Genomic DNA, 22,954 nt, shown 5'->3' with positions numbered 1-22,954 from the left:
CATCTATCCCTTAATGACCCTACCGCCAAACCCATCATTACCAAAGAGTAGCGCCATGAAGACCGCTCAGACAGCCACAGACCTCGTGCGGACTTACCTGCGTGAGATTGGCCGTGTGCCACTCTTAACACACGAGGAAGAGATTTTCTATGGTAAACAAGTGCAACGTTCTTGCACTTTACACGAATCAAGAGAAAGTCTTGCCACCCAGTTGGGTCGCCAACCGACTCTAGAAGAGTGGGCCACAGCGACAAAGCTAGAACCAGCAGAGTTGAATGAAGCGATCGCAGATGGTGAAATTGCCAAGCGCAAGATGGTAGAAGCCAATTTGCGGCTGGTAGTGTCCGTTGCCAAAAAATACATCAAGCGTAACGTTGATTTATTAGACTTGATCCAAGAAGGTAGTATTGGTATGCAACGGGGCGTAGAAAAGTTTGACCCTACCAAAGGGTATAGATTTTCTACTTATGCCTATTGGTGGATTCGGCAAGCTATTACTCGTGCTATAGCCGAAAAAGCCCGCACCATTCGGCTGCCTATCCATATCACTGAAAAATTAAATAAGATTAAAAAAGCACAGCGCCAATTATCTCAAAAATTGGGACGCGCTCCCACAGCTGGTGAGCTAGCTGAAGAATTAGAATTAACCCCCAAACAAGTACGAGAGTATCTAGAAAAGGCGCGTTTGCCCCTTTCCTTGGATTTACGACTGGGTGATAATTACGACACCGAACTGGGAGAAATGCTGGAAGATCCAGGAGCATCTCCCGAAGAGTTTGTCATGCAATCTTCTCTATCTTATGACTTAGATCGCCTGATGGGTGATCTCACACCACAACAGAGAGAAGTGATCACACTGCGCTTTGGGTTAACTGATGGACAAGCGCTGACTCTGGCGAGAATTGGCGAAATATTGAACATCAGCCGAGAACGAGTGCGGCAAATTGAGCGGGAAGCTTTAACAAAACTTCGCAAGTCCAAAGCCAACATGGATGAATATTTGGCAAGTTAGGGGAAAGTTCTAAAGCCAACATGGATGAATATTCGGCAAGTTAGGGGAAAGTTAGGAGTGATGAGTTTTTAATTAACTCTCCACTCCTCACTTGTATTTAGGGACTTCCAGAATTAAATTATTCAATTTTGGGAGCGAAGATGATCGTTAAATTCTTGCTCCCCTGCTTCCCCTGCGCCCCCTGCTCACCAAAGCGATGGGTATTTTTTTAGTTGGAAATCTCTTATTGGGGTGAGAAAATACGCTGGCTTTTGTACGGTTACACCTACTTCCACTCTTACGCTAGACTGTTACATTAGTTGACAGGAAGACAAAATAACTAAGTCAAATCCAAAACAAGCATTTAATATTCAAATCACAAGCACCGCAGCCAATAGTGGTAGTTAAGGAGCTAAAAAATGAGTAACCCATCTAATCGTGTCTCAGAATTTTTTAATAGCGAATCAGAAACTAGTGATTTACTATGGCAGTATGTTAAATCATTGAGTCCAGAGACAGTTACCCAGCTATCCAAACCCACATCCGCCGAAGTCTTTCAGGTAATGGAACGGAATATTACAGGGCTATTGGGTAATCTACCTTCAGAACATTTTGGTGTTACTGTAACCACAAATCGAGAAAATCTAGGTCGGCTTCTGGCTTCTGCGATGATTAGTGGTTATTTCTTGCGTAACGCTGAACAAAGAATGAGTTTTGAAATGGCCTTACAAGGAACTGAAACCAACAACAGCGAAGTTGACTAAAAAATGCAAAACTGGGGAAATTATATATTGTTGGGCTAATAGTTAGTGACAGTTACGGCGGTGAATAGAAAATAAGTCTCTGCGAAATCTTCGCCGCTAATTCCCAATTATGTATCAGCTAAGTTTTTCTAAAACATCCAAAATAGCGACTAATTAAGGTTCAAATTTAAACGCATAGACTCTTCACCTTACCGCAGAGTAGGATTGCAGATTAAAGCTGAGTTTTTAATTTCGGTTCTCTCTGTTGCCTCTTACAATTTGGCGATTAGTTCAATCAGAGGCGTATTTTTAAATGATTAATGCACATTTGTGGATAAACTAACAAAGGTAGACACCTTTGCAATAAATCTAAACTCGGCAGAGTTACAAGTAGTCTGCCGAGTTTTGTTATTAGTCAAGAGTTAGGAATTTTCCTTTACTCCCTAGTACAGATGCGATTAATGGCGTCTCTCCCCATTTCCCCAATTAACTATGAGTGAAATCAGTTCTTTTCCACCCCATAAAATCATTGGTGTTGCAGTAATTTGGAATGACCAAAAGCAAATTTTAATTGATCGCCGTCGTCCAGAAGGAGCGATGGGTGGTTTGTGGGAATTTCCTGGTGGCAAAATTGAGCCTGGTGAAACTATTCAAGAGTGTATTCAACGAGAAATTTCCGAAGAACTAGGAATAGTAATTGAAGTGGGAGAGCATCTAATTACTATTGACCACAGCTATACAGACTTGCGCGTTACCCTTGCAGTACATCACTGCCGCCATGTTACAGGTGTTCCCCAACCTTTAGAATCTGATGAGATTCGCTGGGTAAACTTGGAAGAACTGGAGCAGTTTACTTTTCCGAAAGCAAATATTCAAATTATTGCTGCATTAAAAGGAAGTGGGGACTGAAGAAGGGAATAGGGTACAGGTTAGAGGATACAGATTTTTCCCGTCACCTGTAACTTCTCCCCTAACCCCAATGCCCAATCCCGTAACAATCTATTAATTGCATCAGGTTGAGTCCCGCAATTTTCTACAATAGGCCAGGGACTTTGATTAAAGGTGTCAAGAATATAAATGCCTAAAACCGTTGCCGATGTGATGAGCCGCGATCCTATTGTCGTCCGGGAGGAAACTCCACTCAAGGAAGCTATCCAAATTCTCGCAGAACGCCATATCAGCGGACTACCTGTTGTGGATGATCTCGGTAAATTGGTAGGCATTATCTCGGAAACCGATTTGATGTGGCAAGAAACTGGTGTTACTCCACCTGCCTACATTATGTTTCTTGATAGTGTTATCTATTTAAAAAATCCTGCTACTTATGACCGTGATTTGCACAAGGCTCTAGGGCAAACAGTCGGGGAGGTGATGAGTAAAAACCCGATCGCTATTTCCCCTGATAAAACTTTAAGAGAAGCAGCTACAATCATGCACGATCGCAGCGTTCACCGCTTACCAGTGCTTGAGAGTACAGGTCAAGTAATTGGTATTCTCACTCGTGGTGATATTATTCGGGCTATGGCTGCTAGTCAAGATTAGCCAGAAATAGAGACGCGATTAATCGCGTCTGTACAAAAGTCAAAAGTAGAGACGCGATTAATCGCGTCTGTCTTTTTTATACATTTGAAAGTCAAGGATAACTAAATGAGTATTACTCCGGAGTCTGTTAAGCAATTGCTCAGTTCTGAGGATTTAGGCGATCGCTTACGTGCAGTAAATCAAATCCGCCAACTAGAACCGACGATTGGCTTTGAATTAATTCAAAGTGCTATTGGCGATCGCAATTCGCGTGTCCGTTACTCGGCGGTGAGTCAAATGGATACACTCGGAACGCAAGATTTACAATTATCCTTGGATATCTTGCGCGATCGCTTGCTTCATGACTCCGAAGTAGATGTACAAGCAGCTGCAGCAGACTGTTTGGGTGCTCTAAAATTACGCGAAGCTTTTGAAGATTTGCAGCACCTTTATCATACAACTGGTGAATGGCTAATACAATTCAGTATCATTGCTACATTAGGAGAGTTAGGCGATCCACGAGCCTTTGAACTGCTTAAAGAGGCACTCTCATCAGAAAACGACTTAGTCCAAACTGCTGCTATTAGTTCTTTAGGTGACTTGGGGGATGTACAAGCAGTTTCCCTATTGGCTCCCTATGTTAACAATCCAGATTGGCAAATTCGTTACAGACTTGTACAAGCCTTAACCCGTTTGGCTAGTCCAGAAGCCAAATCTATATTAGAAACTCTGGCTAACGATCAAGTAGAAGCGATCGCAACTGAAGCGAAAAATTCTTTGCAGTCAGTTTAAGTCTATCTAATACCATTTTGGATTTTAGACTTGTCGTGAGCGTTCAGTCGAACGATTTTGGACTTTAGATTGTGAACGCGAGTGCGTCTCGTAGAGAAAAAGTTACTGTAATCGCTTTCAGCGCTCCATCTGTCGCAATCATTGTTCAAATTGGTATAAGGTTAAGAAAATTCACCTTTAATATAGATTGATTTGACAGCAAAAAAATTCGATTTGGTTGGTAAAATTTTACATTCCAGCCAGATCGAATAGATAAATTAGAGTTACTTTTAGTTGCTAAAAGTAACTTTTTTATATTTGGATAGGTCTATTAAATGACACTTTTGCGGCGGCGAGACATAGCCATTACTGCACCTACCGCACCCAGACCTAGTAATGCAGCTGGTTCAGGAACGGAAGTGGTGAAAGTACCACCAGAAAAAGTCAAATATTCCAATGAGCCGTTAGCAGTATCGAGAATTGAATTTGCCTGAGCAAGAGTGATATTATTTTTTTGGAAAGATAAGCTTCCTGCTCCATTGGTTTTCTCCCCAGTAGCGCTGGTAAAGTACCCCCGCAGAGAAACAGCTATAGTAACGTTTGCATCGGTCTGGGTTATTTTATAATCAGAAGATGTCAAAGTAAAGATATCAATACCATCCGCTAGAGAAGCAGTATCGTCCCCAGGCAGAACATCACCATCTGATGGAAGATTACCAAGGTCTAGAAATGGATTTTGCACAGTATTGTTATTAAATGAGATAATATCACGTATACTGGCTGAATTGAAACCTAAAAAGCTTTCTGTCTGAGCGCTTAGAGCAACTGGGGTACTCTTTACTCCATTGGAATCTTGAATAATACTATCTGGTGTAAAAATTAGTGAATCTTTTTTCAATGTCACTAAGCTTTTGAGAAATGGATTTCCAATTATAGTTTTACTTTTGCCACCGTCAAAACTGAGTTCACCTGTGAGTGCAGCAGCTTGAGCAGAATCAACAAAGGTAAACAACCCAGCAGTAGCTAAAGGGATTGCAGCAGTAATAGCTAACGTTACATTTAGTAATTTAGATTTAAAACCAATCATTGTTCTTTGAGGCTCCTAGTAATAACCTTAAATCAGAGCAATTCCTTTACTTTTAATCTCAGTAATTTAGGAAAAATACTGACAGTGAAAGCGAATGCCTGATCTATTTCTTATCTCCATAAAATCACATAGACTTAGATACTGCTATATTTACTGAGTGGTCTTCATCACATCTTCAATATATTACTATCCTTCATGAAATTTTAAATACTTATACATCTGCACTTTGTATATCTTTTATTTCATAGGTTTGAAATTGTTTGTAATAGCTCTGACTTGAAAAAAAGCGATTTACGTCTAATTAATTAAAGGTAAATTTAAATACTCAATGCTACTTAACCATTTTTTAGATAAATAGAGTATGCAGTATATCTATAATTTCTTCAGTTACTAATATTTAGCTAAACGGTTCCTCTCGTAGAATAAATGCGAGGAACCGCTGTATTTGTTTACTATGGATAGTCTTTGTTATCAAATTGAATATTTGTAACAAGTAGCTAACTGCTAGCTATTACCGCTGTTTTCAAATGCTAAGAGCCGAATACCTGTGGCCAAGTTGTCACAACGAAAACTACAACTGCGGCGATCGCTAACAACCCTTGAATCAAATTTCCAACCAAAGATCCGACTACAATTCCTATACCCGCTTTAACCGCCAACCCAAATTCACGTCGGTAAAGGTATTCACCGACAATTGCTCCCAAAAGTGGGCCTAGTAAAATACCTAACAACGGCCCCCCAAAAGGTAACGTTGGCAATAATCCCAAAAATCCTACCACCAAGCCGACGATTGCGCCAATTTGCCCCCACTTGCTAGCTCCTGCTTGTTTTGCTCCCACATAGCTAGCTAAAAAATCTACTCCAACACTGAGCAGTAAAACTACAATTGTCACAATCAAGGGAATCTTGATAGCTGCAAAGGAACTACTAACGATTCCCCAGACAATAATTGCAATTAAAATTAAGCTGCTACCAGGAATGGCAGGAACTACTGCACCGACAATACCCACAACCATTACAGCAATTAATAGCCAATAAATAATTTGCATAGATTAATTGTAAATTGCCAAATTTCCTCATAGGGACGCACAGATGTGCGCCCCTACTGTATATTCTATCTGGGTAAGATAGCGATAAATGCCTAGTACACTGTGGTGTAAGTTTGCTAATGCTTCTAAACTGCTATTTAAAAGCTCAAAATCAATGACAAGAAAAATATTAACTGGACTAAGTTCTCAAGCCTACGAACACCCTTTTGATCGTAAAGCCTTGGCTTCTTTGCAAAATATGCCCGGTGCCTCCTTACTACTCAAAAAAATTAACGAATATGGCATTGATCGCTTACTCAGACTGCAAAGCCTTGGTAGCGAAATCAGAATTTCGCCCCGTAATTTTCCCGAATTACATCAAGCATTTGTAGAAACTTGCGAAATTCTTGATGTTGCTCCGCTTCCTGAACTGTATCTGTTTCGAGGTAGAGGTAACATTGAAACCTATATTGTTGGGATAGAAAAACCCCTTGTCGGTATCAATTTAGATGCAATGGAGTGGCTTGATGCAAATGAGTTGCTTTACATTTTCGGACATGAAGTCGCTCACATCAAGAGTCAGCAGATGGGTTATCACCAAATAGCAATTGTTATGCCAACGCTGAAAAATTTGTTAAGCAGTACCACATTGGGAGTCGGTGGCTTGGTGGCTGGTGGAATGGAACGAGGTTTGTATAATTGGCGAATGATGGCTAGGTTCACTGCTGATCGTGCTGGTTTGCTAGCTTGTCAGGATATTGATGTAGCAACTACTACACTAATGAAACTCGCGGGTTTACCAGATGAGTACTTGACTACTGCTGTAATCGAAGATTTCCTCATTCATCCAAGCCCGTGAGTTTGCATCCAATAGCTTTGATACTATCGATAAAGTTACCAAAATATTAAGTTATACAGAATCCGAGCTTTCCTGGGTAGTTATGAGGGCTGGCGAGTTATTAAAATGGGTTGATTCAGGAGAATATGATAATTTAATTCAACAGACAGATTTAAAGACACCCGAAGAACCGGAAGAAAAAGAAGGAAAGACACCAGAGGAAAAGGAAGGGTGGAATTTTTTGACTTCTTGGTGAGTTAATAATTCGTAATGGGCTACGCCCCGCTACGCTAACGTAATTCGTAATTAACTTTAGATTAATTGAGTATATATAGGAGCAAATTAATTTGAGTTAAGAATTACAAATTACGAGTTATTGTGACAGATGACCAACCTAAATTTAGGTTAAGTCGCTTGGTTGGATAAATTCGAGCTAAGAGTAACAGCTAATTTATCAGCAATTCCCGCAATCCAGTTTTCATCTTGTTTGGTGTAACTGCGAGGAGCATTTGCTCCCAAAATTAATGCACCTTGATTGCCAATAGGTTGACAAATTACACCTTGAGTATTCTCTGGTAAATAATCAAATTCAACTCTACCTGGATATATTTTTAGAGCAACTAGATAAATCGGTTTTTGTTTTTCAAGTACCTGTTTTAAGAGTACTCCTGGTACAACTTCAGATTTAGTAGCCAGAATACCGCGACGCAACAAAACTTTACCTTGATAAAAAACTACAAGCGATCGCGTTACTGTATTAGTCAACAATAAATGAGATGCCCACGCTAGCTCTGTTTTCACGGCTTCGGGTAAATCTGCTGCGAGTACAAAACCTTCTTCGCCAATTAGTTCTACAGTATCAGGCGATCGCGGCTGAACTTGCTGCCAAATTAAACCCGTCAAAATTAACACCGCGCTCAAAATTACGCCCACCACATCACCACGCGATTGAGACTGGGTTAATTCCGGTGTTAATAAACGGTTAATCAGCAAAAGTACAGCGCCTAGCCCACCCACGACGATGGGTAGACGCCGCAAAACTCGATTAGGATCAGGTTTGGTCATTGGTCATTAGTCATTAGTCATTGGGCATCGGACTATAATTAATAGTTCTTCTCCCTCTGCTTCCCCTGCTCCCTGCCTCATCTCCTCACTCCTCCCCTGGTTCAATAATGCGCTGGAAAAGATAACCAGTACCCCGCGCTGTGAGAATCAATTCTGGGTTGCTAGGATCATCTTCTAACTTTGCCCGCAAACGGGATATATGCACATCTACTACGCGGGTATCAACATGGCGTTCTGGTGTGTAACCCCAAACTTCCTGCAAAATTTCCGAACGAGAAAATGCTTCTCCAGAGCGACTAACTACTAACTCTAACAAGCTGAACTCCATACCAGTTAAGCGAATGCGCTCATCACCTTTGTAGACTTGTCGCTTATTCGTATCGATTTTAATATTAGCGACATGGATCACTCCAGAACTGGGAATGCCAGAACCACTGGTTTTGTCTACCCGCCGCAACACTGAGCGAATTCGAGCTTCTAGCTCTTTGGGGGAAAATGGTTTAACTACGTAGTCATCAGCACCCAATTCTAGCCCGGTGATGCGATCGGCTACATCACCCAAGGCTGTTAGCATAATAATGGGCACATCTGATTCTTTTCGTAATTCTTGACATACACCATAGCCGTCTAGCTTTGGCATCATTACATCTAAAACTACCAAGTCAGGCTCAGTTTTGCGAAAAGTTTCCAAAGCTTCTTCCCCGTCGCCAGCTGTCACTACATCGTAGCCAATCATGGAAAGGCGCGTTTCCAAAATCCGGCGAATGCTGGCTTCGTCGTCTACCACCAAGATTTTTTCTTTATGACTTTCCAAGTTTCTCAACGCTCCTTGACTAAAAATTTACATGATTAATTTTTAATACCATAATATTAAGATATCATTCCATCAATTGATTTGGAAAAAGCTCTAAATACTACTATTATTAGTTTTTAGTTTTTTTCCAGAATTAAGTAAATATTAAGATTATTTAATAAGATTTAAGAATGGCAAAGCCAAAAACCTTTTTTGTGTGTAATGAATGTGGAGCAGAATCGCCCCAATGGTTTGGTAAATGTCCTGCTTGTGGCACTTACAACTCTCTAGAAGAACAAATTTCTATTCAATCCTCAGTAGATGTACCCAGTCGGGGGGGAGTAAGTGGTTGGCAATCAACTCAAACTAATGGCAAATCTCACGCTAAACCAGCTAAAGCGCGAGCCTCCTTAACATTTAACCAAATTACCGATCGCCAAATCGCCCGCTGGGAATCTGGTTATGAAGAATTAGATCGGGTACTTGGAGGTGGGGTTGTCCCTGGCTCTATGGTGCTGATTGGTGGCGATCCGGGTATCGGCAAATCAACTTTATTGCTGCAAGTATCAAATCAATTAGCACAGAAATATCGCATCCTTTACGTAACTGGTGAAGAATCAGGACAGCAGGTAAAATTACGAGCTTCTCGCTTGGGAGTATCAAAAACCCTAAGTGTGGTTAATGAAGAGGAGGTTAAAGTAGTAGTAGATCCTACACTTCCCATAGACCCTGATAGTATAGGTGCAGATTTATATGTACTGCCAGAAACAGATTTAGAAGAAATTTTACGGGAAATAGACTCGCTCAAGCCAAATGTGGCGGTAATTGATAGTATCCAAACGGTGTTTTTTCCGGCGCTGACTTCTGCACCAGGTTCGGTGGCTCAGGTACGGGAATGTACGGCAGCACTGATGAAGGTGGCGAAGCATGAAGATGTCACCATGCTGATTGTCGGACACGTTACTAAAGAAGGAGCGATCGCCGGGCCAAAAGTTTTAGAACATTTAGTGGATACGGTGTTGTATTTTGAAGGTGATCGCTTTGCCTCCCATCGATTATTACGGACAGTAAAAAATCGCTTCGGCGCAACTCACGAAATCGGCATCTTTGAAATGGTGACAGAGGGACTGCGAGAAGTCTCTAACCCCTCAGAGCTATTTTTAGGCAACCGTGATGATCCTGCACCTGGTACTGCCATTGTCGTTGCTTGTGAAGGTACTCGCCCGATAGTTGTAGAATTGCAAGCTTTAGTGAGTCCTACTAGCTATCCCTCACCCCGTCGTGCTGGTACTGGCGTAGATTACAACCGCTTGGTGCAAATTCTTGCCGTCTTAGAAAAACGGGTGGGAATTCCGATGTCAAAGTTAGATTCCTACGTTGCTTCTGCGGGTGGGTTGAATGTAGAAGAACCTGCGGTAGATTTGGGAATTGCGATCGCAATCGTTGCTAGTTTCCGCGATCGCATAGTTGATCCCGGTACAGTATTAATCGGTGAAGTTGGGTTAGGCGGACAAGTGCGATCGGTTTCCCAAATGGAACTGCGGTTGAAAGAAGCTGCTAAGTTGGGATTTAAACGAGCGATCGTGCCAAAAGGGACAAAATTTCCTGACTTAAATATTGAAATATTACCAGTATCTAAAGTCATAGATGCAATTATCGCCGCCATCCCGCATCAGGAATTGACAGCAGACGATTTAGAACCTGATGAAGATGAGTCACTATAGCCGCTTCGGGATTGAGTACTGGGTATTAGAAAAACAGTCCCTAGTCCCCAATTCCTAGTGCTTTTTACACACCAAAGGAAAACCCTCATGACAACCCTCACCCAAGGCTACCAAATCACTTGGGAAAAACTAGGCGATGATTACAAACTCCCGGATTATTCAGGAGACAACATCAACCAACCAGCCTTAGCTGCTGCAACTGAACGAGCTATCATAGCAGAACAAGAAGCTACAGAAGCTAAAAAAAAAGCTGCTCAAGCCAAACGAAAAGCAGAACAATTAGCAGAACGTTTGCGTCAGTTAGGCGTGAATCCTGACGAGCTAGATAAATTATTGTAGCTTCATGAATCTTTTCTGAAAAGCAGCATCATTTTCTGCTTTTGAAAGATCATCTGTACTAGAACTTACGCATGGTACATAAGTACTACACGCAATTTGGGTGTTTTAACCATGTTTAGCACCTAGCGATCGCAAATATGCGAGTACATCAGGGTTATGCGAAGCGCCTAAAACGACCAAATATGGTTATACATATTATGGTTAATTTGTACAGTGCGTAAGTCCTATGTACTTAAAACTTTGATAACCGATGCTCAAACAGCTATCTCTTAACGATATTTCTTCTCAGAAAGATTAATTTTTGAGAGCGATCGCATATTCAGCACTTGAAATACATATAATATTTCCTTCAGGAAGTCTATAGCAACCTCAGTTTTTCTGGAAAACCATGATGTCATGCTGTGTCCTTATAGTTTCTAAACTCAGTGTCAATTGGGTGGCTAAAGGTAAGATAAAGTCAGCAGCAAATCCAACAGGCAATGCTCTGAACATTTGCAGAGATTACCGCAGAGACTGGTTATATTGGGGCTGCTAAAATACGTAAGTATAAGGAGTATGATCAAACTACTCAGGTAAAAATTGTCTGTTTAGTTACACAAGACCATCGAAAAATTGTAGAAAAGTGTATTTCCTTGTCTCGACAGTGGTGCTAACCTCAATTAAAAGGATGTTATCAGCCTTTATCTGCTAGAGTTTCTGACTTTCAGCAAACTAGATAATTTATCAATACAAAATCGCTAGGAGTGCGATGATGATGTCACAGTCCCCTATGACAAGGCCAGAAATAGCTGCTGGAACTCTAATCGATAACCGCTATATTATCCAAAAACTTCTAGGGCAGGGAGGATTGGGACGAACTTACTTGGCCTTTGACACTCGTCGGTTTAATGAAGCTTGTGTTCTCAAAGAATTTGCACCCATTGGCACAGGAGAAAGTGGATTAGAGCAATATCGCAATTTATTTAAAAGAGAGGCAAAAATTCTTCATCAATTGCAACATCCTCAAATTCCCAAGTTTTTGGCTTGCTTTGAAGGAGATGGTCGGCTATTCCTAGTACAAGAGTATGTTGATGGTAAGACATATTCTAGGCTGCTAGGAGAACTTCAACGTCAAGGAAGAAATTTTTCTGAAGACGAAGTTATACAGTGGCTAAAGAATCTCTTGCCTGTTTTAGAGTATGTTCACCAGCACAACATTATCCATCGAGATATTTCTCCTGACAACATTATGTTACCCGAGGGCAACGATCTGCCAGTGCTGATTGATTTTGGTGTCGGCAAGCAAATTGCTGATATGAACGAGGCAAAAAGTTCTAACCACCAGGTAACGTTTGTTGGCAAAATGTCTCTCGTTGGCAAAGTGGGATACGCTCCCCGCGAGCAGATTAGTTTGGGTTTATGTTCACCTTCTAGTGACCTTTATGCTTTGGGTGTAACAGCGATTGTACTACTCACAGGTAGAGATCCATCTTTACTAATGGATCAGTACTCTCTTGAGTGGAACTGGCGTTATTATACCTATGTTACTGATAATTTTGCTCAAGTACTCGATTATATGTTGGCAGATAGGCCCAACAAGCGTTATCAAGCAGCCAGAGAAGTTCTCACAGATTTACAACGTGTTGGAGAACCAATTGCAGAACCAGAAGTAGCAATGTCTCCTGCAATCATGCTTGATGATTTGCCCCCCACGGTATTTAACCCTGAATTTCAGGCTATGTCGGGAATATCGCAGTCATATAGCCAAGCTGAAGAAACAGTTTTTAGTTTACCTACTTCACCTACTGGTCAGCAAATTGGGCAAATTGGGCGAATTGAGCAACAACAACAACCTTCTCTCCAACCAGCATTTATCAAAAGTTGTCAGCAAGGATTAGCTTACCACATCGGCCCAATGGCAAATCTGATTATAGAAGAAATATTATCTCAAAATCCTTACATTTCACCTGACCAATTTATTGAACTCATCGCTAAGGAAATTCCTAGCTTTCAAGCAGCTTTTGAATTCAAGAAAAGCTTATTTTCATAAAGATTTAGACCCCACCAATTTAGGGGTTATTTTTACTCTTTTAACTAATTATGTGGTTTTAAGTCAACAGAGCTATATAAAATGGGAAAGTTTTTTGCCGAGGTCTAAATACCCGTTACAAAAATTAATTAAAAATTATTTGAATCTCCTGTACTTCCATGAGTGCGTTTAATTCTTTTCATTGCCATTTCTAAACTTAACTGCATCCGTCTAAAGGCTTTAGCTAAATTACCGATTTCATCATTAGACATTAGTTCAAATTCAACTTCCATGTGTCCTGTACTAACTTCTTCGGCTATGCGAGTCATGCGCTTGAGAGGTATAACAACTTGTCGATTCAAGAAAAAGTTGACTAACAGGATAGTCGCTATAAATATAGTTGATACAATCAAAATAATTACTAAGGAAGAGTGATTGGCTTTGCTGATGACATTATTAGCAGGTACTGATATAATTTGAGCGCCAATAATTTCATTAAGCTTCCACCCAAATCCATTAGCTGCACCATAAAGATTAATCATACTTTGAGGCGCAGCTTCAGGTACACTATGACAGACCAAACAACTTTGTTCAGAAACTGCTAAGGGACGAGCAATATAAAAGATATCCCCACCAGGAATTGAGCGAAATCCAGTTACTTGTTTAAGGTCTGATTTATTTCTGAACCTTTCGACAATTTCCGTCTCAAAACCGTCAGCTTTATCCCGCAGATTTGTAGGATTGAGGGTTGCTTCTTTATAAAAGAAATCACGGTATTCTGGTGTTTTACGTAAAATCTCAAATACCTCTCGTGCTGAATATCCAGGCACTGTTTGCGGCAAAAACTCAGTATCTAATTTATCAATTAGCTCTGGATTCACTTGCGTACTAGTATATTTACGAACAGAACTCATTGTTTGGATGAGTATTAGACCAGTTGAGCTAATATCCTGTTTAGCATTTTCTCTGAGCAGAGAAGAAAGAGCAAATCCACTCAAGCTCAAACCGAATGTAAGAATTACCAGTAGCAGAATTGTAAATTTTTGTTTCAGATTCAGGCTCTTTAGCATAATTTTAGATTACCTACAAGTCAAATTATTATGAACAAATATGGCTAAAGTCATCGTTTACTCTAGCATGAAGAATCAACTAGAGATTTTAGTGTAAAAGCATAGTTTAACTAAAATAATTAAGGTATATCCAACTTGATACTGTTAATTATTTTGTAATTACCGAGGTTGAGAAAAATGTTATCTAAGTAAATAAATTTAAAAAAGATACAACAGCGATTCTGATAGAATTTCCAAAAATTCGTGTTGGCTGTTCTGATACCGTGCCAAAATAAATACCAGCAATTGTCAAATATTACTAATGGTGTGGAATGCAGGAAAGTCTTTATTCGGGGGACGCTACATTATCGAAAGGCAACTAGGTGAAGGCGGAATTGGCATTACTTATCTTGCCAGAAATCAACGGAATCAACAGCGAGTGATTAAAACCCTCAAAGAAGAAATCCTGAATCACCCCGCTTGGATACTTCACCGAAACAAGTTACGGCAAGACTTCCGTGATGAAGCAGTTAGGCTGGCTGTGTGCCATCATCCTCATATAGTACAGATAGAAACCATCTTTGATGAGGGAAATTTGCCCTGCATGGTGATGGATTATATCGAAGGAGAAGACTTGGGACAGCGCCTGAGACGGATAGGGGTGCTATCAGAAGCAGAAGCACTGCTGTACATTAGGCAAATTGGTGACGCTTTGACCCTAATCCATTCTAAAGGATTGTTGCATCGGGATCTCAAACCACGCAACATCATGATCCGCATTGATAAATCAGAAGCAGTGCTGATAGATTTTGGCATTGCTAGAGAATTTATTCCTAATATGATCCAAAGGCATACAGTGTATCGTACTCCTGGTTTTGCTCCACCTGAGCAGTATGAATCAGAAGCGCCAAGAGGAGAATACATTGATATCTACGCCCTAGCCGCTACTTTGTACAATTTGCTTACCGCAGTTATACCAACAAATGCAGATGATAGACGCCACAATATTAATTTAGAACCACCACAATATTTCAATCCCAACATTAGCAACAGAGTAAATCAGGCTATTATGTGCGGCATGGATTTGGAGTCAACCTACCGTCCCCAGTCTGTGCAGGAGTGGTTAGATTTATTAGGCCCAGATAGTGAGAAAGATGTAACAGCAATATCACCTACTTTACTGATAACGCCTAAACCTAAACTATCTCCACCGATTGTATTAGATCAGCAGAACTGGCAATGCATACAGACCATCAAAGGTCATTCTAGTATGGTTCATGCGATCGCCATTAGTCCAGACGGGCAATTTATTGCAAGTGGCAGTAATGACAATACTATCAAACTTTGGCAAATCGGTACTGGCAAGCTAGTGCGTCAACTGGGTCGTTGGTCTTCTAGTCATTCCAGTATGGTTCATTCCGTCGCCTTTAGCCCAATCTCTCCCAACTTTTCTTATCAAGGCGAGTCCGGCAAATCTGCGGGAGTTGCAGACCTAAACCGAGGAATTTTAGCCAGTGGTAGTTGGGATAACACAATCAAATTGTGGGATATTAACACAGGCAGAGAAATTCGTACTCTCGCTGGTCATACCAACTGGGTGAATTCTGTTGCCTTGAGTCCAGATGGCAAGTTCCTGGCTAGCGGTAGTGCTGATTGCACAATCAAAGTGTGGCAGGTACACACTGGCATAGAAATCCAAACTCTCACAGGTCATTCGGACTCAGTTTCGTCAGTCGCCTACTCTCCGAAAATGCCTGGAACCAATAGCCAGGATAGACAGATGGTGGCTAGTGGCAGTAATGATTACACCATTAAACTGTGGCAAGTATATACAGGCAGAAACATCTATACACTTGCAGGTCATTCCTTTTTCGTCAACTGTGTCGCTTTCAGCAAGGATGGGGAAATTCTCGCTAGTGGCAGTGGTGACAACACGATTAAACTGTGGCACGTAAATACTGGCAGAGAAATTCATACTCTCACTGGCCATTCTGATTCAGTTTGGTCAGTCGCCTTTAGCCAGGATGGACAATTTCTTGCTAGTGGGAGTTGGGACAACACTATCAAACTGTGGCATATATACAGTGGCAGAGAAATCAGCACACTTACAGGACATTCCAACTATGTTAGGTGTGTTGCCTTTAGTCCCAATGGGCAAACCCTAGTTAGCGGTGGTGATGACGACACAATCAAGATTTGGCGAAGGGGGTCATAATTCGTGATTTGTCATGACCTCTCGATGAGATGCGGGGCGTAGCTGGCTTTTGATCTGGGGTACATGGACTCGCTAACGTAATCTTGAATTGACATCTCTTTGTGGTTAGTGTAATCAGTGACTTTTAAACCTACAGATAGAAATGCGATCGCCCAAAAATTGTCACAATAATGACGACAACCGTTATTTTTGAACAATAAATTATATGGGCTTTGGTATTGGTGATTTATTCTGGATTTTTCTCCTTCTGACTTCTTTGCAACCCCTTTGGCAAAAACGTCAAATAGAATATCGGCGCTTGCGTGCTTTACAACAATTCCAGCAGGAACGCAAAAGTCGGGTAATTTTGCTGATTCACCGCCAAGAGTCTATTAGTTTCCTGGGAATTCCCCTATCTCGCTACATTACTATTGAAGACTCAGAACAAATATTGCGAGCAATTCGCCTCACACCCCCAGATGTGCCGATTGATTTAATTTTGCATACTCCTGGTGGTTTGGTTTTAGCTACCGAACAAATCGCCAGAGCATTAATTCGCCACCAGGCAAAAGTTACAGTCTTTGTACCCCACTATGCTATGAGTGGCGGTACAATGCTTGCCCTAGCCTCTGATGAAATTATTATGGATGCTAACGCTGTTTTAGGGCCAGTTGATCCCCAATTGGGTAACTATCCCGCAGCGAGTATTTTAAAAGTAGTTGAAGATAAACCCATCGGTGAGATTGATGACCAAACCCTAATTATGGCCGACCTCTCACGCAAAGCAATACAGCAGGTACAACGGTTTGTGCGAACTCTGCTTAAAGACAGTATACCCAAACAAAAAGTTCTGCCAGAAAATATTGAATCGATTATCGAAGCCTTGACTACTGGGCGCGTTACGCACGACTATCCCATCACTATTGAAGAATCAACAGAAATGGGGCTGCCCGTAACCGTCGGACTGCCCCATTTTATTTATGAACTCATGGATTTGTACCCACAGCCACAAGGAGGGCGACCTAGTGTGCAGTACATTCCTATGCCTTACAATGACCTTCGTCCAATACTACCTACACCCAAGGGCAGACCCTTGGAAGAACCAAATCAAATGACTTGAGAGGCTTTGGTGTAGGAGTTTTTTATGATGATTAGGGTGTAGCTGTTGGCGTAGCTGTTGGCGTAGCTGTCGGCGTAGCTGTTGGCGTAGCTGTTGGCGTAGCTGTCGGCGTAGCTGTTGGCGTAGCTGTTGGCGTAGCTGTCGGCGTAGCTGTTGGCGTAGCTGTTGGCGTAGCTGTTGGCGTAGCTGTTGGCGTAGCTGTTGGCGTAGCTGTCGGCGTAGCTGTTGGTTGAGTTCTCGGCGTAACTGTTGGTTTAGCTGTTGGTGTAGCTGTTGGTTTAGCTGTCGGTTTAGCTGTCGGTTTAGCTGTCGGTTTAGCTGTCGGTTTAGCTGTCGGTGTAGCTGTTGGCTGAGTGAAGACTGTCTTTGCTTCCTCATTCAGCTTTTGACGGAGTGCTAAATTAGCAATACCAGTTTCTGACAACTGATATTTCTTCTGATACTCCTTCACCACTGCTTCTGTGCGGGAATCATATAAATGATTGCGCGCAAGGGGAGGATTTGGTTTTACTACTGCATTTAAATTTGCTTCCAAAATTCGAACGATGTTAGCAGCAAAATCCTGGGTTTTGGGCCCTGCTATCCCATCAACTGGTTTTAGCTTATAACCTGTCTGAAATTCACGAATTGCCTTTCTAGTTTCTTCATCCGTCAAAGGGCTATTTGTGACCTTGACGTTATAGCCTAATCCTCGCAACACAGAACGGAATTGCTCGGGTGTATAGCTACCTTGAGGGGCTGCGAAACCTGTGTCTGCAACTACTACGCTAGCAGTTATCAGGCAAGTAACAGCAAAGGTTGCGCTTGATTTTCCAAACCCACACCACATACTCAAAACTCCTTTGGGTTAAATCAGCAGGATTATAAAGGTTAACAGCTGCATTTTAAGTTTGTTTAATAACTTTTTTCGCGATTATTTAATGATTTTTGAATAATTTGTGACTTATTTTTGTGAAACAAAATTTATGTATAAAAACAAATTTTTATCATCTATCAAAAGAAGTGTTTTATATTGGCAGAGATACAGTATTTATCATTTTAATTGAATACACCCCTTGAAAAGAGGCAAGGCAGCAGGGAGGGTAAATTAAAGTAGGAGATGCACAGATGTGATCTGCGGTCTACTCAACTGCTAATTGCTGTAATTGTTTGGAATAAACCGGAAATTAATAAAATAGCTTATACATAAAATGTATAATAAATAACATAAAAATGAAAAATATAAAATCTTCTAAGCAGCGAAACCTTTGGTTTGAAAGATTTATGGCAATTGCCGCCACCGTAAATTTAGGTTTTATTGTATTTGATTTAAGTTACGTACCTTGGCGGGATTTCTACTTGCGAAAACTTCCCCAAATTACGAAGGTTTATGACCCAATAAAAGGTATTGAAGCCCATCGAGACACAGAAAACTATCTAAAAACAGTAGACGCATTAGAAGAAGAAGTTAGGCAAACAGGGTTACAGTCGCCTCAAGTAAATGGCAGGCTAATACAAATAAGTCGTCTTAGCAGCGAGATGATTGACAGTAACCCGTTTGCGGGAGTGAATAAGAGTGGGACTCTGGAGAAAATCAAAAAGCGGATGCGATCGCACATCGGTAACGAATCTGCAAAACAGTCCTTTGCCACTTTTTGGAGTCAGCCTTATCTATCACAAAATGGCTGGGTTAAAGAAATTAATTTTTTTAACAAGAGCATCCGCCCTTTGATTGCCTCTAACTACTTTCGCCAAATCGGTGAAAATGGCGAATTTGTTGATAATTTCTGGATTATTGACTTACCTTTTGTCATTTTATTTGGCGTAGAACTGCTGGGGCGCACTTTCTTAATTAAACGCCGACATCCTGGTTTAAGCTGGTTTGAAGCAGTATTGTGGCGTTGGTACGATTTACTTTTGCTACTACCATTTTGGCGGTGGTTAAGAATTGTACCTGTACTAGTCCGCCTCGATCAAGCGCAGTTATTGAATTTGCATCCAGTGCGAAAGCAGATTAATCAGGGGATTGTCGCCAATTTTGCCGAAGAACTGACAGAAATTGTAGTGGTGAGGGTAATTAATCAGGTTCAGGGTTCAATTCAGCGGGGTGAGTTAACGCGCTGGCTCTCGCAACAAGAAAATTTACGTCCCTACATAGATATTAATAATGTGAATGAAGTGGAAGCGATCGCAGGTATTTTGGTAAAAACAATTGTCTACCAAGTGCTACCCGAAATTCAACCTGCGATCGTTGCCATTTTGCGCCACAACATCGAAACCGTCTTCCATCAAGTCCCCGTCTACCGCAACCTCCAGAATCTCCCTGGTGTGGGACAGGCTCAAACCCAGTTAAGCGAACAATTGGCCACCCAAATCACAACTAATCTTTACAAAACGTTAATTAGCGCTGTTGAAGACCCTGTGGGCGCAAAACTCACCAGTCAACTAGTAGAAAGCTTCAGCAAAGTCTTAGGATCTCAAATAAAGGAAAAACACGTACTCTCAGAAATTCAGAGTTTACTTTTTGACTTCTTAGAGGAAATCAAAATCAACTACGTCCAGCGTTTGTCCCAAGAAGACATAGACCAAATTATTGAGCAAACTAGGCAGCTAAGAACACAAGTATCAGTTCCAGCAATAGTGAAAAGATGAGGCAGGGGAGGCAGGGGGCAAGAGGGAGAATAAAATAATTAGCTCTTTCCCCTCTGCTTTAAGCTTTGTGCCCCTCTGCCTCTTCCCAATGCACGACTATAAAAGAAATGCGCTAAACTCGTAATTAGGCGAATCATCATTTGGTTCGTCACAAGACTTCTTGGAAGATATACCTATCGCAGGAAGTGGGTCGACGCCCACTTTTTTTATTGAATTCTCTCATGGCTCATCCTTTAGTTCCACAAATTATTGATTTGGCGACACCAGTGGCAGAAGAACTGGGATTGGAAGTGGTTGGCGTGGTTTTTCACACTAACCAAAGTCCACCAGTGTTGCGGGTAGACATTCGCAATCCTGAGCAAGACACCGGGTTGAACGATTGTGAGAGGATGAGCCGTGCTTTAGAAGCCTCCTTAGATGCTGCGGAAATCGTTCCAGATAAATACGTCTTGGAAGTGTCTAGTCCCGGTATTTCGCGGCAACTGGTAACAGACAGGGAGTTTATTTCTTTTAAAGGATTTCCTGTCATCATCTCCACAACGCCCCCCTACGACGGACAACAAGAATGGACTGGTCAGTTGATTCGTCGGGATGAGACAGCACTTTACTTAAACCAAAAAGGTCGTGTAGTCGAAATTCCCCGCTCCCTAATTACTAAGGTGCAGCTAGACGAGCGCCGATAAACAAAGGGCTAAGGCTGGTTGAGTTAGAGACTAGAGCGCTTTGCTCAAGGCTAGAGATTAGGAACTAAAGGCTTAAGGTTAGAGGCTAGGGGCTAGAGGTTAGAGATTAGTGTAAAGCTATTCTCTAATCCCTGGCTTTAATGCGTAGTTTTCAGTTCTCAGTCCCCCATCGCCAGTCCCCAGTCCCCAGTCCCCACTCCCTAATTTTTAAAGGAGATTGCTTATGTCAATGGTTACTTTACCTGGATTAAAAGAATTAATTGAAAGTATTAGTCGAGAACGAAATTTACCCCGGCTTGCAGTTCAATCAGCTATTAGAGAAGCACTACTAAAAGGCTACGAACGTTATCGTCGCGCCCAAAATTTAGAGCGCAAGCAGTTTGATGAAGACTATTTTGATAATTTTGAAGTAGAACTCGATATTGAAGGAGAAGGCTTTCGCGTTCTTTCCACCAAAACCATTGTCGAAGAAGTCAATAACACAGACCACCAAATTTCCCTAGACGAAGTTCAACAAGTAGCTCCCGAAGCGCAATTAGGGGACTCCGTGGTGTTAGATGTTACCCCTGACCAAGGAGAATTTGGTCGGATGGCGGCGATGCAAACTAAGCAAGTACTAGCGCAAAAATTACGGGATCAACAGCGCCAGATGGTGCAAGAAGAGTTCCAAGATTTAGAAGGAACTGTACTGCAAGCAAGAGTCCTGCGGTTTGAGCGGCAATCAGTGGTTTTGGCAGTTAGCAGTGGCTTTGGTCAGCCAGAAGTAGAAGCCGAATTACCAAAGCGAGAACAGCTACCCAACGATAATTATCGGGCAAATGCCACCTTCAAGGTATATCTCAAAAAAGTCTCCCAAGGTCAGCAACGGGGGCCACAGTTGCTTGTGTCTCGTGCTGATGCTGGTTTGGTGGTTTATCTTTTCGCCAACGAAGTCCCAGAAATCGAAGATGAAGTGGTACGGATTGTTGCCGTAGCGAGGGAGGCAAACCCCCCCTCCCGTTATGTCGGCCCCCGGACTAAAATAGCAGTAGATACTCTTGATCGCGATGTAGACCCAGTAGGCGCTTGTATTGGAGCGAGGGGATCGCGAATTCAAGTGGTAGTCAACGAATTACGCGGTGAAAAAATAGATGTAATTCGCTGGTCGCCAGACCCAGCAACATACATCGCTAATGCCTTAAGTCCAGCACGGGTGGATGAAGTACGCCTGATGGATCCAGAATCGCGGCAAACTCACGTACTTGTGGCTGAAGATCAATTAAGTTTGGCTATAGGTAAAGAAGGGCAAAACGTTCGTTTAGCAGCTCGCTTGACTGGTTGGAAAATTGACATCAAAGACAAAGCTAAGTATGACTTTGCAGGAGAGGATGCTAAATTTGCAGCCGTCAGAACAAAATATCAATCAGAGGAATCAGAGGAAGACGATCTGGAATTTGAGGAAGAATTCGAGGATGAAAATCAGGACGAATTAGAAGAGGAGGATAGTTTTGATAATAACGATGATGAATAATTGATTAATTTTGTAAAGTTTTGATACTGTAGATTGTAGTCTCAGTCTTAAGGATTATTTTCTCAAAAGCTAGTTGGTATAAGTGAAAAATAGTAATAATAAACTTCTTTTTACTTCCATTATCCTGGGCTGAGATCATAGAGAACCGATGAAACCAAATTCTCGGCGCTGTATTAGTTGCCGTAAAGTAGGCTCAAAAGATCAGTTTTGGCGGATTATCCGCGTCTTTCCATCGGGAAAGGTACAATTAGATCAGGGCATGGGGCGTTCTGCCTATATTTGTCCCGAAATGAGTTGCCTACAAGCGGCTCAAAAAAAAAATCGACTAGGGCGATCGCTACATGCATCAGTGCCAGAAACACTGTACCAAAGCTTGTGGCAACGTCTATCCGGCAGTAATACCCAAAACCAAATTTAGTTGGAACACTTTTGTGGCGTAATCTCCAGAGGAATTGTGTCGAAAGCCGAAGTCGCGCTTTCATCACACTCTCTGTTGATCGTTAAGGTTAGTGCCAAAATAGTAAATGGGTGTAAAAGGCATTCGGCTCTCCAATAAGGAGGGGCGAGGCAATATTCCCAGAATTAAGATGTAATCGATTGTGTTGTGGAAGACTCAGAATCAACAAAACAAGAAACTACAAAATGGCAACCTGGTAGCGCTCAGGCGCAGTTCGGCGTCAAGGGTTCCTATAAAAATCTTTTATTTAAGAAATTTTTATGGGTATCCCTCAACCATCATTCCTGGTGGAGATGCCATTATTAAACCGAAACATCTCTCTTTCCTGATTGGAGGCACCGGCAAAAACTGAACGGCAGTCTAAAAACAGTAATCCAAGGATGGAGATGTCGCAAACCAGGC

At 41.7% G+C, this 22,954-nt stretch carries 20 protein-coding genes and 2 pseudogenes; 15 read left to right on the top strand and 7 right to left on the bottom strand.

Features of this window, described 5'->3' with window-relative positions:
* Positions 1–55 precede the first annotated feature (55 nt).
* The 5 genes from H6G97_RS00155 (at position 56) to nblB (ending at position 4,047) form a co-directional block, all read left to right on the top strand.
* On the top strand, positions 56–1,012 hold the full coding sequence (locus H6G97_RS00155; RefSeq protein WP_190938741.1) for an RNA polymerase sigma factor, RpoD/SigA family: 957 nt from the start codon (positions 56–58) through the stop codon (positions 1,010–1,012).
* 398 nt (positions 1,013–1,410) lie between these two features.
* Entirely contained in the window at positions 1,411–1,755 is a 345-nt protein-coding gene (locus tag H6G97_RS00150) for a DUF760 domain-containing protein (RefSeq protein ID WP_190938740.1), read from the top strand.
* A 471-nt stretch (positions 1,756–2,226) separates the two neighbouring features.
* A complete protein-coding gene (mutT, locus tag H6G97_RS00145; RefSeq protein WP_190938739.1) occupies positions 2,227–2,643 on the top strand; it encodes an 8-oxo-dGTP diphosphatase MutT in 417 nt (138 codons plus the stop codon).
* 168 nt (positions 2,644–2,811) lie between these two features.
* Positions 2,812–3,276, top strand: a complete 465-nt coding sequence (locus H6G97_RS00140) for a CBS domain-containing protein (RefSeq protein ID WP_190938738.1) — start codon at positions 2,812–2,814, stop codon at positions 3,274–3,276.
* Between the two features lie 105 nt (positions 3,277–3,381).
* Entirely contained in the window at positions 3,382–4,047 is a 666-nt protein-coding gene (gene nblB / locus H6G97_RS00135) for a phycobilisome degradation protein NblB (RefSeq protein WP_190938737.1), read from the top strand.
* Positions 4,048–4,357: 310 nt separating this feature from the next.
* On the opposite strand, the gene H6G97_RS00130 is transcribed toward nblB, so the two are convergent.
* Both H6G97_RS00130 and H6G97_RS00125 read right to left on the bottom strand, forming a co-directional pair.
* Positions 4,358–5,113, bottom strand: coding sequence for a PEP-CTERM sorting domain-containing protein (locus tag H6G97_RS00130; RefSeq protein ID WP_190938736.1), 756 nt, complete (start codon positions 5,111–5,113; stop codon positions 4,358–4,360).
* Between the two features lie 530 nt (positions 5,114–5,643).
* Positions 5,644–6,162: a DUF456 domain-containing protein gene (locus H6G97_RS00125; RefSeq protein ID WP_190938735.1), complete on the bottom strand. Its 519-nt coding sequence runs from the start codon at positions 6,160–6,162 to the stop codon at positions 5,644–5,646.
* A 154-nt stretch (positions 6,163–6,316) separates the two neighbouring features.
* On the opposite strand from H6G97_RS00125, the pseudogene H6G97_RS00120 reads away from it, so the two are divergent.
* Positions 6,317–7,235 (top strand): annotated as a pseudogene (locus H6G97_RS00120) (M48 family metallopeptidase).
* A 149-nt stretch (positions 7,236–7,384) separates the two neighbouring features.
* Here the strand turns inward: H6G97_RS00120 and H6G97_RS00115 are convergent.
* On the bottom strand, positions 7,385–8,044 hold the full coding sequence (locus H6G97_RS00115) for a cofactor assembly of complex C subunit B (RefSeq protein WP_190938734.1): 660 nt from the start codon (positions 8,042–8,044) through the stop codon (positions 7,385–7,387).
* 85 nt (positions 8,045–8,129) lie between these two features.
* The gene (gene rpaB / locus H6G97_RS00110; RefSeq protein WP_190938733.1) at positions 8,130–8,858 is read right to left on the bottom strand and encodes a response regulator transcription factor RpaB; all 729 of its coding nucleotides are present in this window, start codon (positions 8,856–8,858) and stop codon (positions 8,130–8,132) included.
* A 170-nt stretch (positions 8,859–9,028) separates the two neighbouring features.
* Here rpaB and radA point away from each other — a divergent pair, with 170 nt between their 5' ends.
* Positions 9,029–10,561, top strand: a complete 1,533-nt coding sequence (gene radA, locus H6G97_RS00105; protein ID WP_190938732.1) for a DNA repair protein RadA — start codon at positions 9,029–9,031, stop codon at positions 10,559–10,561.
* 189 nt (positions 10,562–10,750) lie between these two features.
* Positions 10,751–10,900, top strand: a pseudogene (locus H6G97_RS55800) (Uma2 family endonuclease); the annotation flags it as partial.
* A 269-nt stretch (positions 10,901–11,169) separates the two neighbouring features.
* Here the strand turns inward: H6G97_RS55800 and H6G97_RS54615 are convergent.
* The gene (locus tag H6G97_RS54615) at positions 11,170–11,298 is read right to left on the bottom strand and encodes a hypothetical protein (protein WP_277883232.1); all 129 of its coding nucleotides are present in this window, start codon (positions 11,296–11,298) and stop codon (positions 11,170–11,172) included.
* Between the two features lie 356 nt (positions 11,299–11,654).
* Here H6G97_RS54615 and H6G97_RS00095 point away from each other — a divergent pair, with 356 nt between their 5' ends.
* Positions 11,655–12,929, top strand: coding sequence for a serine/threonine-protein kinase (locus H6G97_RS00095; protein ID WP_190938898.1), 1,275 nt, complete (start codon positions 11,655–11,657; stop codon positions 12,927–12,929).
* A 128-nt stretch (positions 12,930–13,057) separates the two neighbouring features.
* On the opposite strand, the gene H6G97_RS00090 is transcribed toward H6G97_RS00095, so the two are convergent.
* Positions 13,058–13,978: a c-type heme family protein gene (locus tag H6G97_RS00090; protein ID WP_190938731.1), complete on the bottom strand. Its 921-nt coding sequence runs from the start codon at positions 13,976–13,978 to the stop codon at positions 13,058–13,060.
* Between the two features lie 301 nt (positions 13,979–14,279).
* Between H6G97_RS00090 and H6G97_RS00085 the strand changes: the two genes are divergently transcribed.
* Both H6G97_RS00085 and H6G97_RS00080 read left to right on the top strand, forming a co-directional pair.
* On the top strand, positions 14,280–16,172 hold the full coding sequence (locus H6G97_RS00085; RefSeq protein ID WP_190938730.1) for a serine/threonine-protein kinase: 1,893 nt from the start codon (positions 14,280–14,282) through the stop codon (positions 16,170–16,172).
* Positions 16,173–16,377: 205 nt separating this feature from the next.
* Positions 16,378–17,271: an SDH family Clp fold serine proteinase gene (locus tag H6G97_RS00080; protein WP_190938729.1), complete on the top strand. Its 894-nt coding sequence runs from the start codon at positions 16,378–16,380 to the stop codon at positions 17,269–17,271.
* Between the two features lie 31 nt (positions 17,272–17,302).
* On the opposite strand, the gene H6G97_RS00075 is transcribed toward H6G97_RS00080, so the two are convergent.
* Positions 17,303–18,100 (bottom strand): peptidoglycan-binding protein, encoded by a 798-nt coding sequence (locus tag H6G97_RS00075; protein WP_190938728.1) that lies wholly within the window; start codon positions 18,098–18,100, stop codon positions 17,303–17,305.
* A 383-nt stretch (positions 18,101–18,483) separates the two neighbouring features.
* On the opposite strand from H6G97_RS00075, the gene H6G97_RS00070 reads away from it, so the two are divergent.
* The 4 genes from H6G97_RS00070 (at position 18,484) to H6G97_RS00055 (ending at position 22,513) form a co-directional block, all read left to right on the top strand.
* Positions 18,484–19,902 carry a hypothetical protein gene (locus tag H6G97_RS00070; RefSeq protein WP_190938727.1) on the top strand — a complete coding sequence of 473 codons (1,419 nt, stop codon included), beginning with the start codon at positions 18,484–18,486 and terminating at the stop codon, positions 19,900–19,902.
* A 221-nt stretch (positions 19,903–20,123) separates the two neighbouring features.
* Positions 20,124–20,585 (top strand): ribosome maturation factor RimP, encoded by a 462-nt coding sequence (rimP, locus tag H6G97_RS00065; RefSeq protein WP_190938726.1) that lies wholly within the window; start codon positions 20,124–20,126, stop codon positions 20,583–20,585.
* A gap of 223 nt (positions 20,586–20,808) precedes the next feature.
* The gene (gene nusA, locus H6G97_RS00060) at positions 20,809–22,095 is read left to right on the top strand and encodes a transcription termination factor NusA (protein WP_190938725.1); all 1,287 of its coding nucleotides are present in this window, start codon (positions 20,809–20,811) and stop codon (positions 22,093–22,095) included.
* 148 nt (positions 22,096–22,243) lie between these two features.
* Positions 22,244–22,513, top strand: a complete 270-nt coding sequence (locus tag H6G97_RS00055; protein ID WP_190938724.1) for a YlxR family protein — start codon at positions 22,244–22,246, stop codon at positions 22,511–22,513.
* Positions 22,514–22,954: the final 441 nt, after the last annotated feature.

The sequence above is a fragment of the Nostoc flagelliforme FACHB-838 genome (genome assembly GCF_014698065.1).
GTDB classification, from domain to species: domain Bacteria; phylum Cyanobacteriota; class Cyanobacteriia; order Cyanobacteriales; family Nostocaceae; genus Nostoc; species Nostoc flagelliforme_B.
The sequence above is the reverse complement of the archived record's forward strand: the minus strand, read 5'-3'. Positions and strand labels throughout refer to the sequence as shown.

Excerpts from the sequence above, each read along its gene's own strand:
- H6G97_RS00130 (WP_190938736.1), bottom strand. The coding sequence starts at position 5,113 with ATGATTGGTTTTAAATCTAAATTACTAAATGTAACGTTAGCTATTACT.
- nblB (WP_190938737.1), top strand. The coding sequence starts at position 3,382 with ATGAGTATTACTCCGGAGTCTGTTAAGCAATTGCTCAGTTCTGAGGAT.
- mutT (WP_190938739.1), top strand. The coding sequence starts at position 2,227 with ATGAGTGAAATCAGTTCTTTTCCACCCCATAAAATCATTGGTGTTGCA.
- H6G97_RS00090 (WP_190938731.1), bottom strand. The coding sequence starts at position 13,978 with ATGCTAAAGAGCCTGAATCTGAAACAAAAATTTACAATTCTGCTACTG.
- H6G97_RS00150 (WP_190938740.1), top strand. The coding sequence starts at position 1,411 with ATGAGTAACCCATCTAATCGTGTCTCAGAATTTTTTAATAGCGAATCA.
- H6G97_RS54615 (WP_277883232.1), bottom strand. The coding sequence starts at position 11,298 with ATGACATCATGGTTTTCCAGAAAAACTGAGGTTGCTATAGACTTCCTG.
- radA (WP_190938732.1), top strand. The coding sequence starts at position 9,029 with ATGGCAAAGCCAAAAACCTTTTTTGTGTGTAATGAATGTGGAGCAGAA.
- nusA (WP_190938725.1), top strand. The coding sequence starts at position 20,809 with ATGTCAATGGTTACTTTACCTGGATTAAAAGAATTAATTGAAAGTATT.
- H6G97_RS00140 (WP_190938738.1), top strand. The coding sequence starts at position 2,812 with ATGCCTAAAACCGTTGCCGATGTGATGAGCCGCGATCCTATTGTCGTC.
- rimP (WP_190938726.1), top strand. The coding sequence starts at position 20,124 with ATGGCTCATCCTTTAGTTCCACAAATTATTGATTTGGCGACACCAGTG.
- H6G97_RS00115 (WP_190938734.1), bottom strand. The coding sequence starts at position 8,044 with ATGACCAAACCTGATCCTAATCGAGTTTTGCGGCGTCTACCCATCGTC.
- H6G97_RS00155 (WP_190938741.1), top strand. The coding sequence starts at position 56 with ATGAAGACCGCTCAGACAGCCACAGACCTCGTGCGGACTTACCTGCGT.
- H6G97_RS00095 (WP_190938898.1), top strand. The coding sequence starts at position 11,655 with ATGTCACAGTCCCCTATGACAAGGCCAGAAATAGCTGCTGGAACTCTA.
- H6G97_RS00080 (WP_190938729.1), top strand. The coding sequence starts at position 16,378 with ATGGGCTTTGGTATTGGTGATTTATTCTGGATTTTTCTCCTTCTGACT.
- H6G97_RS00085 (WP_190938730.1), top strand. The coding sequence starts at position 14,280 with ATGGTGTGGAATGCAGGAAAGTCTTTATTCGGGGGACGCTACATTATC.
- H6G97_RS00055 (WP_190938724.1), top strand. The coding sequence starts at position 22,244 with ATGAAACCAAATTCTCGGCGCTGTATTAGTTGCCGTAAAGTAGGCTCA.
- H6G97_RS00125 (WP_190938735.1), bottom strand. The coding sequence starts at position 6,162 with ATGCAAATTATTTATTGGCTATTAATTGCTGTAATGGTTGTGGGTATT.
- H6G97_RS00075 (WP_190938728.1), bottom strand. The coding sequence starts at position 18,100 with ATGTGGTGTGGGTTTGGAAAATCAAGCGCAACCTTTGCTGTTACTTGC.
- H6G97_RS00070 (WP_190938727.1), top strand. The coding sequence starts at position 18,484 with ATGAAAAATATAAAATCTTCTAAGCAGCGAAACCTTTGGTTTGAAAGA.